Origin of the sequence: Arthrobacter sp. SRS-W-1-2016 (genome assembly GCF_002009585.1) — a bacterium.
Lineage (GTDB): Bacteria > Actinomycetota > Actinomycetes > Actinomycetales > Micrococcaceae > Arthrobacter > Arthrobacter bambusae_A.
Genome location: NZ_MTPV01000048.1, coordinates 35,520 through 46,322 on the forward strand (window position 1 = coordinate 35,520; position 10,803 = coordinate 46,322).

The 10,803-nt window shown below is 63.7% G+C and carries 14 protein-coding genes; 9 read left to right on the forward strand and 5 right to left on the reverse strand.

Features of this window, described 5'->3' with window-relative positions; translation table 11 throughout:
• The first annotated feature begins 1 nt into the window (after position 1).
• The 4 genes from BMF89_RS11895 to BMF89_RS11910 all read left to right on the forward strand — a co-directional run bounded on the left by BMF89_RS11895 (position 2) and on the right by BMF89_RS11910 (position 3,849).
• Entirely contained in the window at positions 2–841 is an 840-nt protein-coding gene (locus tag BMF89_RS11895) for an ABC transporter ATP-binding protein (protein ID WP_078107316.1), read from the forward strand.
• On the forward strand, positions 838–1,953 hold the full coding sequence (locus BMF89_RS11900; RefSeq protein ID WP_078107317.1) for a siderophore-interacting protein: 1,116 nt from the start codon (positions 838–840) through the stop codon (positions 1,951–1,953). Before BMF89_RS11895 ends, BMF89_RS11900 begins: the two co-directional genes overlap by 4 nt.
• Before the next feature lie 190 nt (positions 1,954–2,143).
• On the forward strand, positions 2,144–3,034 hold the full coding sequence (locus tag BMF89_RS11905; RefSeq protein ID WP_253190801.1) for an SGNH/GDSL hydrolase family protein: 891 nt from the start codon (positions 2,144–2,146) through the stop codon (positions 3,032–3,034).
• Positions 3,035–3,036: 2 nt separating this feature from the next.
• Positions 3,037–3,849, forward strand: coding sequence for an SGNH/GDSL hydrolase family protein (locus BMF89_RS11910; RefSeq protein WP_139359639.1), 813 nt, complete (start codon positions 3,037–3,039; stop codon positions 3,847–3,849).
• A gap of 48 nt (positions 3,850–3,897) precedes the next feature.
• Here the strand turns inward: BMF89_RS11910 and BMF89_RS11915 are convergent, their stop codons facing one another.
• Complete coding sequence (locus BMF89_RS11915) at positions 3,898–4,182, reverse strand: YciI family protein (RefSeq protein ID WP_078107319.1); 285 nt, start codon at positions 4,180–4,182, stop codon at positions 3,898–3,900.
• Positions 4,183–4,238: 56 nt separating this feature from the next.
• Entirely contained in the window at positions 4,239–4,871 is a 633-nt protein-coding gene (locus BMF89_RS11920; protein WP_078107320.1) for an NADPH-dependent F420 reductase, read from the reverse strand.
• Positions 4,872–4,982: 111 nt separating this feature from the next.
• On the opposite strand from BMF89_RS11920, the gene BMF89_RS11925 reads away from it, so the two are divergent.
• Entirely contained in the window at positions 4,983–5,462 is a 480-nt protein-coding gene (locus tag BMF89_RS11925; protein WP_078107321.1) for a MarR family transcriptional regulator, read from the forward strand.
• A gap of 74 nt (positions 5,463–5,536) precedes the next feature.
• Positions 5,537–6,298 (forward strand): SGNH/GDSL hydrolase family protein, encoded by a 762-nt coding sequence (locus tag BMF89_RS11930; RefSeq protein WP_078107322.1) that lies wholly within the window; start codon positions 5,537–5,539, stop codon positions 6,296–6,298.
• Here the strand turns inward: BMF89_RS11930 and BMF89_RS11935 are convergent.
• The 3 genes from BMF89_RS11935 to BMF89_RS11945 are packed head-to-tail and all read right to left on the reverse strand — an operon-like array spanning position 6,285 to position 9,149.
• On the reverse strand, positions 6,285–7,133 hold the full coding sequence (locus BMF89_RS11935; protein WP_306876458.1) for an FAD:protein FMN transferase: 849 nt from the start codon (positions 7,131–7,133) through the stop codon (positions 6,285–6,287). The genes BMF89_RS11930 and BMF89_RS11935 overlap by 14 nt on opposite strands.
• Positions 7,117–7,680: an FMN-binding protein gene (locus tag BMF89_RS11940; RefSeq protein WP_078107324.1), complete on the reverse strand. Its 564-nt coding sequence runs from the start codon at positions 7,678–7,680 to the stop codon at positions 7,117–7,119. Before BMF89_RS11940 ends, BMF89_RS11935 begins: the two co-directional genes overlap by 17 nt.
• A complete protein-coding gene (locus BMF89_RS11945) occupies positions 7,677–9,149 on the reverse strand; it encodes a ferredoxin reductase family protein (RefSeq protein ID WP_078107325.1) in 1,473 nt (490 codons plus the stop codon). Before BMF89_RS11945 ends, BMF89_RS11940 begins: the two co-directional genes overlap by 4 nt.
• Before the next feature lie 427 nt (positions 9,150–9,576).
• Here BMF89_RS11945 and rpmB point away from each other — a divergent pair, with 427 nt between their 5' ends.
• From rpmB to rpsN, 3 genes are read left to right on the forward strand one after another with little or no spacing between them, the layout of a single operon-like run.
• Positions 9,577–9,813 carry a 50S ribosomal protein L28 gene (rpmB, locus tag BMF89_RS11950; RefSeq protein ID WP_078107326.1) on the forward strand — a complete coding sequence of 79 codons (237 nt, stop codon included), beginning with the start codon at positions 9,577–9,579 and terminating at the stop codon, positions 9,811–9,813.
• Entirely contained in the window at positions 9,813–9,980 is a 168-nt protein-coding gene (gene rpmG / locus BMF89_RS11955) for a 50S ribosomal protein L33 (RefSeq protein WP_003798558.1), read from the forward strand. The genes rpmB and rpmG overlap by 1 nt, the downstream gene beginning before the upstream one ends.
• A 2-nt stretch (positions 9,981–9,982) precedes the next feature.
• A complete protein-coding gene (rpsN, locus tag BMF89_RS11960; RefSeq protein WP_028267656.1) occupies positions 9,983–10,288 on the forward strand; it encodes a 30S ribosomal protein S14 in 306 nt (101 codons plus the stop codon).
• Positions 10,289–10,803 lie beyond the last annotated feature (515 nt).

The window sequence follows — 10,803 nt, forward strand, 5'->3', positions numbered from 1 at the left end:
CATGGCACGAATGAGCGCACGTGGCTTGACGCTCCAATACGAGCAGCGACGGGTGATCGAAGGACTCTCGACGCAGATTCCCGAAGGCAAAGTGACCATGATCGTCGGTGCCAACGCCTGCGGAAAATCCACGCTGCTCCGGGGGCTGTCCAGGCTCCTGAAGCCGAGCGCCGGCGTCGTCACTCTGGATGGCAAGGACATCCACTCCCGCCCGGCCCGCGAACTCGCCCGCACGCTCGGCCTTCTTCCGCAGCACCCTCTAGCCCCGGATGGCATCACCGTCCGCGAACTGGTGGGCCGCGGACGCTATCCGCACCAAGGGTTCTTCCGCAGCTGGAGGACTGGCGACCGGTCGGTGCATGATCTCGCCGTCCAAAGCGCACTCGAGACCACTTCAGCGCTTGAGCTTGCTGAACGGAACGTCGACGAACTGTCCGGCGGGCAACGCCAGAGGGTGTGGATCGCGATGGCCCTTGCCCAGGAGACGGATGTCCTGCTCCTCGACGAACCCACCACCTACCTTGACCTGGCACACCAAGTGGAGGTGCTGGATCTGGTGATCGATCTGAACCGCAGCCGCGGAACCACCGTGGCAATCGTTCTGCACGACCTCAACTTGGCAGCGCGATACGCGGACCACGTTATCGCGATGAAGGCCGGGGCGATCGTCGCCGAGGGGCGGGCGCTGGATGTGCTCACTGAAGACTTGGTCCGCGACGTTTTCGGCTTGGAGTCCCGGGTGGTTCCAGACCCAATTTCCGGCACTCCTCTCATTCTCCCGATCGGCCGGCACCACACCGCCACGCCCTCAACACCCATCGAATTGGAGTTCGCCCCATGAACGCAGACGCCGCAGTGCGAAACGCCGTCACGGAGCCGATGACCCTCGCGTTCGACGTCACCGTCACCGCCGTCGAGGACCTGGGACCCAATTTCCGCCGCATCACGTTCGGGGGATATTGCCTGCGCGGTTTCGGGGTTTCGGGGGACACCCTGGACCTGCGCATCAAGCTCATGATTCCCTCGCTCGACGGCGTCGGCCGCCCCCTGCCCCTGCCTGCCTTCAATACGGGCGACGCCGGTTGGTACCAGGAATGGTTGGCGATGGACCCCACGGTGCGCGGTTCGATGCGCACCTACACTGTGCGGAACGAGAGGCTTGACGCCGTCTACCCGGAGATCGACGTCGACTTCGTGATGCACTTCGATGACTGCGGCGGCGCCCGCGGCTGGCCGCGCAGCGGCGTGGCGGGGTCCGACGTCGACGGCGGTTCGACTCACCCGACGGGCGGGCCCGCGGCTAATTGGGCGCTCGCCGCGAAACCGGGGGATGCGATCACGATCATCGGCCCCAACAATCGGGCAGCCCACTGCATCACGGCGGAAACTTACTTCGGCATTGAATGGCGTCCCGGCTTGGCGCAGCGGGTCCTCCTTGCCGGCGACGAAACGGCGGTCCCTGCCATCAGCGCGATCCTGGAATCCTTGCCCGCGGGAATCACAGGGCATGCCTTCCTCGAAGTACCAGAGGCGGGGGATTTCCAAGACCTCGACACCGACGCCGACATCGAAATCACATGGCTCGCGCGCGGCGCGGCGCTCGCCCGGGCACGCCCCCATGGTGAGTTGCTGAAGAGCGCCGTCCGCGGAGCCGTACCCGTCCCCGGTTGGGTGGGCATCGTCCCGCTCGATGGCGCCGCAGGGCCCGAGCCTGAAGACGTCGACGTGGACCAGGACGTCTTGTGGGAAACCCCGCTGCGCATGGACGCGGCCGCGATTGAAGCGAGCCGCAACCCTGGCCTTCCCGCCGGCGCCTCGCCGTTCTATGCCTGGATCGCAGGCGAGGCAGGGGTCATCAAGGAGCTCCGCCGGTATCTCGTCCGGGATGTGGGGATCGACCGGAAACAGGTGGCGTTCATGGGCTACTGGCGCAAGGGGAAAGCCGAACTCTAGCCCGCCCCTGGCGACGCCCGCTCACATATATCGTCACTTTCCCTGACGCTCGCTCACGTATACGGCCAAAAGCCGGAACGCTCGCTCTTCAATGTGAGCGGGCGTTTGCCCGGAACGCGCCATAGGTGAGCGGGCGTCGAATTAACCTGGGCTTTGCCGGCGGGCAACCAGGCGGGGCTACGCTGGCGGGGTGGCTGGGAACGTGCTTGATGCTGACCAGAACGGACGACGGCGGTTTGTTGCCTTGGGCGATTCCTTCACCGAAGGCGTGGGGGACCGGAACGAGGGCCTGCCGAACGGCGTCCGGGGCTGGGCCGACCGCGTTGCCGAGAAGCTGGCCAAGGCCGAACCTGGCTGGGAGTATGCGAATCTTGCCGTGCGGAGCAAGCGCCTCCGCCATATTGTCGACGAGCAACTGGACCGCGCCTTGGCCATGGAACCCACGCTTATCACGCTTTACGCGGGCGGCAACGACATCCTGGATTTCGGCACCGACATGGAGGTTCTCATGGCCGAGTATGAAAGGCTCGTGGCGCGCCTTGCAGCCACGGGAGCAACGTTGGTCCTGTTCACGGGGTACGACGTCAAGGTCTCGGCCGTGCTGGAACCGTTCAAGAAGCGGAACGCCCTCTACAACGAACGCGTCCGCGAACTGGCCGCCATGTACGGGGCCGTGCTGGTGGATTATTGGTGCCTTGACGCCTACCACGACCGCCGGATGTGGGCCTCGGACCGTCTCCACATGTCGAAAGCCGGACACAAATACATGGCGTCGCAGGTCCTGGATCACCTCGGCGTCCCGCACAAGTTCTCTCCCAAGGACTGGGAACCACCACAGCGCCTCAAGCTGCGCGATTGGGAACGCCGACAGCGTCGCTGGGTGAACGATTGGGTCCTGCCCTTGTTCGGCCGGAAGCTTCGCGGCGTCACGCTTGGGGACACTTTGCGCCCGCGCTGGCCGGAGCCCGTGAAGGTGCCGCGGAAGGCCGGGCTGCGGAAGGTCGCGGAGCGCCAAGCCGCAGCGGCGGCCACCGACTCTGGAAGCCAGACAACAGGAAAAGCCCACAACGGGGGGACATGACCATGGCTACGCATACACCGCTTCGATTCGTCGCCATCGGAGATTCCTTCACCGAAGGCGTCGGCGACGTAGACCTTCGTCTTCCCAACGATTGCCGGGGCTGGGCCGATCGCGTGGCAGAGGAACTGGCCAGGCATCAGCCGCAGGCACAGTACGCCAACCTTGCCCTCCGCGGCCGGCGGCTCAAGCAGATCGTGGTTGAACAACTTGAGCCGGCGCTCGCGATGGCTCCCACGTTGGTCAGCTTCCATGCCGGCGGCAACGATCTCCTCGGTGCACGGCTGGACATGCGCCTACTGGTCCGTGGTTTCGAGGCCGCCGTTGCCAGGATCGCGCAAAGTGGTGCCCGGGTCGTGCTGTTCACCGAATACAACGTGCCGCTCTCGCCCGTTCTGGAGCCGCTTAAGCTGCGCACGGCCGTTTTCAACAAGCACATCCGGCGCATTTCGGCAGCCTACGGAACGCTTCTGGTGGACCATTGGTGCTTCGAAAAGTATCAGGACCGCCGGATGTGGGCTCCGGACAGGCTGCATATGTCCGGTATAGGACACCGCTACATGGCCAAGAAAGTCCTGGAAGTCTTGGGCGCCACGCACTCGCTCGAGTCACCGGTACTCGGGCCGCTGCAACCGCGGAGCCGCGCCGGGATCATGGCCGACGACGCCGCGTGGCTCAGGCGCGATGTCGCACCCTGGCTTTCGCGTCGCTTCAGGGGAGTTTCGAGCGGGGATCATCTGAGCGCCCGCTGGCCGGCCCTGATGCCCGTTGTCTTGCCGGAGCGGCTGGGTACGTCCCGTCAATCAGTCAGGCTTTGAAATGGTCAAGCGTCACGCCTGACAACTTTTTGGCTGCGGACGGGCTGGCTAGTCCAGCAGGTTGTCGAACCCTGCGGATGCCGAGGTCACCGTGAATTCGATGATTTCGAAGTCCGCTACCCCGTTGACGTAGAACGGATCCGTCGCCAGCGAAGCGTCCAGCGTTGCGCGATCGACGTTGGACAGCAGCACGCCCCCGATGGCTGGAACGCGACGACCGGACGCGAGGAACGTGCCGGCGTCGAACGCTTCTTTGACCCAATCCATATGTGCCGGGCGGTGGAAATCGACGATCTCGTCGGGAACTTTGTAGGTCAGAGAGACGACGAACATGCCGCCCAGCCTACAACGCGGAGGACGGCCACAAGGGGCCGCCCTCCGAAAATGAACTACGGCAGGAGCTTGACTGCGGAGTTCCAGTTGTAGTCGGGGTGGGCTTCGCTGATCTGCAGGGTCATGACGAGCAGCTGGAAGGCTTCGAGCTCACGCGAGCGGCGCAGCGGTCCGACGTTCACCGGACGCAGCCCGGCGCCTTTGACGAAGTCGACGACGGCGGCCGTCGCCTCGGCGTCGTCGCCCGCCACGAGTACGTCGAGGGTCTGGCCGTCCACTTCGCCCTCCGCGAGCGTGGCGGCGAAGACGGTGTTGAACGCCTTGACGACCGAGGCGCCGGGCACCAAGGCCTGCAGTTCTTCGGCGGCCGAGGTCCCGGCGGGAACGGTGAGGGAATCGAAGGTCTCGAAGTTCACGGGGTTGGAGATGTCCACGATGGTCTTGCCGTTGAGCGCTGAGCCGTAGGAAGAAAGGACTTCTTTGGAGGCCTCGAACGGCGTAGCCAGAACCACGATGCTGCCTTCCACCGGGGATCCCGTGATGCCGGAGGTTCCGTTGACTGTCGCCGCAAGCGCAGCAGCGGAGCCGGCGTCGCGGCTGAGGATCTGGACGCTCTTGCCTGCTGTGGCAGCGCGGGCCGCGATGCCGGACGCCATGTTGCCCGTGCCGATGATGGTGATGTCAGTCATTGTCTTTTCCTTCGCGTGAGTCCTGTGGATTCATTTACTTGAAGCTTCAACTAAAACAATAATGAGCTTGGGTTGAAGTGTCAAGTATTTATTTCCTTCTAAGATGAATCCATGACCGAACCGCGCTGGCTCAATGCCGACGAACGCCGTGCCTGGCTGGCCCTCCTGAGCATCAACACCCTTCTGCCCGCAGCTTTGGATACCCAACTGCAAGCGGCCGGCAAATTGTCGCTGTTCGACTACAACGTGCTTGCGATGCTGTCCGAAGCGGATGGGCGTTTCCTGCCGATGAGTGAGCTTGCCGCCCGCACCAGCGCTTCCCTGTCGAGGTTGTCGCACGTCGTGACCAAGCTCCAAAGACGCGGTTGGGTGGAACGCGAGGCCCATCCGGGCGACGCCCGTGTCACCGTGGCGCACCTGACCGAGTCCGGGATGGACACCATCGTGTCCCTCGCCCCGGGTCATGTGGACGCGGTCCGCGCCTTGATGTTGGACGCCATGACCGACGACGACGTTGCGGACCTCGCGCGGATCGCCGAGAAAATCGTGGCCAGGTTGGACGACGATCACTGGATCCTGCGCGAACGCTAAGCCGCGGCTGGCGGGACCAGCGACCGCGGCTGCTGAGCGTGACGGCCGCCCCGCACTGATGAAAGACTGGCGCCATGGATTTTTCTGCCCGATACGTGGCATTGGGTGACTCGTTCACCGAAGGACTTGGCGACGCCGACCCCTCGCGCCCCAACGGAGTCAGGGGATGGGCGGACCTCGTCGCCCACCAATTGGCTCAAAGCAACGACGATTTCGGTTACGCCAACCTGGCCATCCGGGGCAAGAAGCTCCGGCAAGTCATGAAAGAGCAGGTGGATGCCGCCGTCGCGCTTCAACCGACGCTGGTGACCCTGTATGCGGGAGCGAACGACATCTTCCGCCCCAAAGTCGATATCGACAGGCTGATGGAGGACTACGAGGCCGGCATCGGGAAGCTCAGTGCCACCGGCGCTACGTTGCTTCTCTTCACCGGTTTCGATGCCCGCAGTTCAAAAGTTTTCGGCACGATGCGCGGACGCACCGCGATTTACAACGAACTGCTGCGGGAAATCGCGGAAAACCACGGGGCGCTGGTGGTGGACTATTGGCGCTTCAGCGAGTATCACGACTGGCACATGTGGGCGCAGGACCGGATGCACATGTCCACTGCCGGTCACATCAACATGGCCAACCGGGTGCTCGCCGTCCTGGAGCACGAAGGTTCCCTCGAGGTCCCGCCGCCGGTCCCGCAACCCCAGCTCGCGCGGGTGGAAGCGTTGCGGGCCAACGCGCGTTGGGCCCGTGAACATGCCGCCCCGTGGGTCGTCCGCCGCGTTACGGGCAAGTCGTCAGGTGATGGCCTGAGCCCGAAGTACCCGCAGCTCACCCGGCCGTAGCGAGGTTCCGGAAACCCGGGGTGGCGAGCAACCCGCCGTCGTTCTTTACCGCGAGCACGTCCACGTCCCAGTGTGAGGTGGCCAGCGCCAGGGTTGCGGCGCCGCCCGCCATGATGGCGGTGGCCAGGACGTCGGCCGTGATGATGTCTGCCGCTGCCACGGAAACCTGGCGGAACCCCTCGTTCCGCGCCGCTTGGAGGCCCGCGGACCAAATGTGATGGCCGCGTTCGCTCGTTCCCGAGGTCGCCAGCGCGTGCTTGCCGGCGTTGCCGAGCGGAAATGCGGTCAGGAGCGTCGACCGGTCCTCCGGGTCGATAATCCCCGCCAGCCACGGCCGCGCACTGCCCGGCGTCGGCGAACCGTCCACCAGGACGTCCCCGCCCGCGTTGAGGCACCAATCCTTCAAGCCGAGCGCGAGCAGCGACGTTCCAGCTTCCCGTATGGCGTGTGCCTTGACGATCCCGGACAAGTCAACGACGCCGTCGGGCCGTTCCGCCGTGAACGCGCCTTCCGTGAGGGTGCGCCATTCGCTCGCCTCGACGTACAGCCGGCGCATGTCCGGGGAGGCGTCCCTCAGAGCCAGCTCGCCCCGCGCCAACGCGCTCGCCTCCGAGTCGGGGCGGTAGAGACTAAATGTCCGATCCAGCCCTTTGAACAACTGCTCGACGACGGCGGTAGTCGCCTCGAGCTCTTCCACCGAAGCTTGGGGAGCCGTCCTTGGAGCGGCGGGGATGGCCAGGCTCACCACGGTGCCCATGCTGGTGAACGTGCGGGAACGAAGGCGGGGTTCCGCGCTGCCCTGTCCGGGCTCGCTTGGCTTAGAAGTGGGCTGCATCGAGGGCCGCCTGGAGGGATGTCAAATATGCCTCGCTGGTATAAGTGGCCCCGCCGATGGTCTGCACGTTCGCCGACTGGGCGCTCAGGACTTCGGAGCGGAGCAGGGGTGCTGCCCTGGCGCTGATCTGGACGGATCGTTGCTCCTGGTCGGTCAGATGCAGGGCTGTGACATCGGTGATCACGCCGGCCTTGATGGTTACCTGGACCTGGACTGTTCCGAAACGGGTCTCCACCGCCGTGCCTGCGTAGGTGCCGCCCGCTTTGGCCGAGGCTCCCAGGGTGGAAGTGGAACTGGAGCCTGTGCCGGAACTGGTGCTGGAACTGGAGCCCGTTCCGGCCCCGGTTCCCGAGGACCCGGACGTGCTGCTCCCGGTGGTTCCATTCGCCGTCGAGCCCGTACCTGAAGCGGTCCCACCGGTGGTTCCCGCCGCGGACGTCGTGACGGTGGAGGCGTTGGATGCCGTCACCTGTGTGCCCGCCTGCCAGCCGACCACGAGGATTGCCGCCGATGCCAGCGCTGCTGAAATTCCTGCCCTGAGTCTCACCAGTCAAACCTTTCGTAGTGGAGTTGTTCCTCCCGGACGCCGGAGCTTTTTGCTTCGGCTAGTACCTCGCCGGCCCATGCTGTCGGGCCGCAAACGTAAACATCAGCGTCCGCTATGTCCGGCACAAAGTCCCGCAGACTCGAGGAGCCTGCAGAGGCAGGCAGCCAGGCGCTTTGGGGATGGCCGGACCGCGGACCCGTCAGGTGGAACAGGGTCGCGCCACGCTTCCGGCACAGTTCCATGATCTCGTCTCCGAGGAACAGTTCCTCCGCGCTACTGCCGCGCAGCAGGACTGTCGCCTGGCCTGGCGCGAAGGGAGTTGATTCCAAGAGCGCCCGGAGGGGCGTAATCCCGATTCCCGCACCGATCATCACGACGCGGTCCCTGCTTCGGGCTGCCGTGCTGAAAACCCCGTATGGTCCTTCGATCGCTACTTTCGTCCCCGGCTTGAGGGAGCCGAGGCGGCCCGAACCGGTCCCCAGGTTCCGAACAGTGATCCGCAACATCGGCTGCCGCGATGACTTTCCGGTTTGCGGTTCTGCCGACAAGCTGAATGGATGCGCCTGCCACCACATGCCGGGAGCGAGGAAGCGCCACACGAAGAACCGGCCACCGCTACCCGACAATTCGTTCAATCGCAGCCCGGTCATTTCGATGCTCACGACGTCGGGGGACACCCGCACTACGCGGCGCACCGTCAGTTGGTGCCGGTAGGTGGCTATTACCGGTTGGGCAATGCGGTACCAAACCAGCGCCGCGCCCGTTCCGATGCAAAGCAGGAGCCAGTACCAGCGCTGCCAAGTGCCTTCGGCGAACAGGCCGCCCACGCTGAATTGGTGCGGGATTGCCGTCGCTACCGCAAGGTAGGTGAGCAGATGAACGAAATACCAGAATTCGTAGGGAAAACGGCGCCGCACAGCCACCAGCGAAGTGACCACCACGGCAATGAACAACGCCATGGAGACGAACGCCAGCCACATATCGGGTACCAAGACCCACAGGGAAACGGCCTCGCTGACGGGATTCAGGCCCTCGGCCATGCCGTAGCCGGTGGCAAGGAGAAGTCCATGTGCCAACAGCAAGTACAGTGCCGGCTTGCCGAGTTTCCGGTGGAATTCCAGTGCCCTGTCATGCCCGACTGCGCCGTCCACGAAAGGGAGGCGTGCCGCGAGCAGAAGCATCAGGATGACCAGGTCCATGCCGGCGAGTCCGGCCAGGATCCCGACGGCGGTGACCGCCTGGGTGAGGTTGCCGACGGTCGACACTCCGCCGTCGGCGAGCCACAACGCCAGCGCCGCCGCAAGGGATGCCCAAAGCGCAACCGTGAGCATGTCCGCCCGGCGCATGCGCCGGCGATGTTGCGCCGCGAACCGTCCCTTAGCCGGATTGCGACGCGGTGATGTTTGAGGACGACGGCCTGGCGGTGTATCCACGCGTTGGCCCGGGGAGGCGAGGAGTTGTGAGTTCATGCCTCAAGATTGAATGCTCAACCTTTCGTTCTCCTGTGAAGGGGCTAGCCCCCGCTTATGACTTGTGGCCTGGTTCTTATACACCCGATTGGTCTTAATTTCCCCCAGCCCCTAGACTTATTAGGCGCTAGGTGGCGCGGAGCGTGTGCAATTGCTCCGGTTGGCGGTGACTGTTGGCAACAACAGGAGATCCGCGGGCCGGTAGTTAGGGGCTCAAGTTGCGTGCATTCCAGTATTCGCCCAGTATTCCGGCCTGTTGTCCGGACCCACTACCTTCGCCGCAGCGGTGATCATTGGCTGGTTTCAGTCGAGCGATCCGAGCTGCGGGAACTACCGAAAACGGTGTGGACTGGTTGCGGACGTCGCCTATTGCACGGGAAGCAGGAACTCTGCTGCCCGTTTCATTTTACTTTTTAGGAGAGTCGTCATGGCAGCAAACTGCCAGGTGACCGGAGCCGAGCCGGGCTTTGGACACAGCATTTCGCACTCGCACCGCCGCAACAAGCGTCGGTTCGACCCCAACATCCAGAAGAAGCGCTACTGGGTTCCGTCCCTGCGCCGTAATGTCACGCTGACCCTGTCGGCCAAGGGCATCAAGACCATCGACGTTCGCGGCATCGACGCAGTCGTCGCCGAAGTTCTGGCTCGTGGGGTGAAGCTCTAGTGGCAAAAGACAAGGACGTACGTCCGATCATCAAGCTGAAGTCCACTGCGGGAACCGGTTACACCTACGTAACCCGCAAGAACCGTCGTAACGACCCGGACCGTCTGGTCCTGAAGAAGTACGACCCCAAGATCCGCCAGCACGTCGAATTCCGAGAGGAGCGCTAAACATGGCTAAGAAGTCCAAGATTGCTCGCAACGAGCAGCGCAAGGTCATCGTTGAGCGTTACGCTGCCAAGCGTCTCGAACTGAAGAAGACCCTGGTTGACGCCAACGCGACTGACGAAGCACGCGAAGAGGCTCGCCTCGGCCTGCAGAAGCTGCCCCGCAACGCCTCCCCGATCCGTCTGCGTAACCGCGACATCATCGACGGTCGCCCGCGCGGTACCTTCCAGAAGTTCGGTATCTCCCGTGTTCGCTTCCGCGACATGGCTCACCGCGGTGAGCTCCCGGGCATCACCAAGTCTTCCTGGTAATCCAGAAGCACTAGAAGGGCCGGCAACCGTTTGGTTGCCGGCCCTTCTTGCGTTTAAGGCGGCGGTCTTGTGGCTTCGCGATTAAGTGGTGCAGGACACAGTGTTGAATTACGACGCCGGCGGCTTCTTTTTGCGCGGAAACCGCCGTTTGTCCCGGATTACCGCGGTTCTTGCTCGCCTGAGGCGTGATTTGCGTGGGGTCTTGGGGGTGTGTAGAGTAGATCGAGTCGCCGCCGCTGATGCGGAAAGATAGCGACCGACCCCCTCTGATAAACGGCCTGGAAATGGCGTGCTGATTAGCGTGCTGTGGATGGGTGGGGACCCTTGTTGAGCAGTGAATCGCGGAAACGCCGATTTGCTTGATGCTGGCAGTTCGGGTAAGTTTGGGAAGTTGCTCCGGAGCGATCTTGGACCCTTGTGGGTGTGGGTGGTGCCGGGTGTGTCTGTTGTTTGAGAACTCAATAGTGTGCCAAGTTTGTTGATACCGATTTGTTTTTATGGATTGGTTGATTTTG